We start from the raw sequence: 227 nt of genomic DNA on the forward strand, positions 1-227 counted from the left end.
AGAAGCACCGGCAAAGCCAACATTGATATCAAATATCACGGGGCTTGATGTGGGGCTGAGTCGATTACGCCATCAAATCAGACGGCAATAAGATTGCTAATCCGCGCCACCTTATCAATGCCAGCCGTCACCTACGTCGAAAACAAAAAGCCTTATCTCGCAAGCCAAAAGGGAGTGCTAATCGCCGTAAAGCCCGAATACAGCTTGCAGGTGTACACGAACGGGTA

The 227-nt window shown here is 49.3% G+C and carries 1 pseudogene; it reads left to right on the forward strand.

The window, feature by feature from the left end:
* Positions 1 to 227 (forward strand): annotated as a pseudogene (locus tag BHE89_RS03395) (transposase); the annotation flags it as partial.

The sequence above is a fragment of the Shigella sp. FC1967 genome, from assembly GCF_001743005.1.
Classification (GTDB): Bacteria; Pseudomonadota; Gammaproteobacteria; order Enterobacterales; family Enterobacteriaceae; genus Proteus.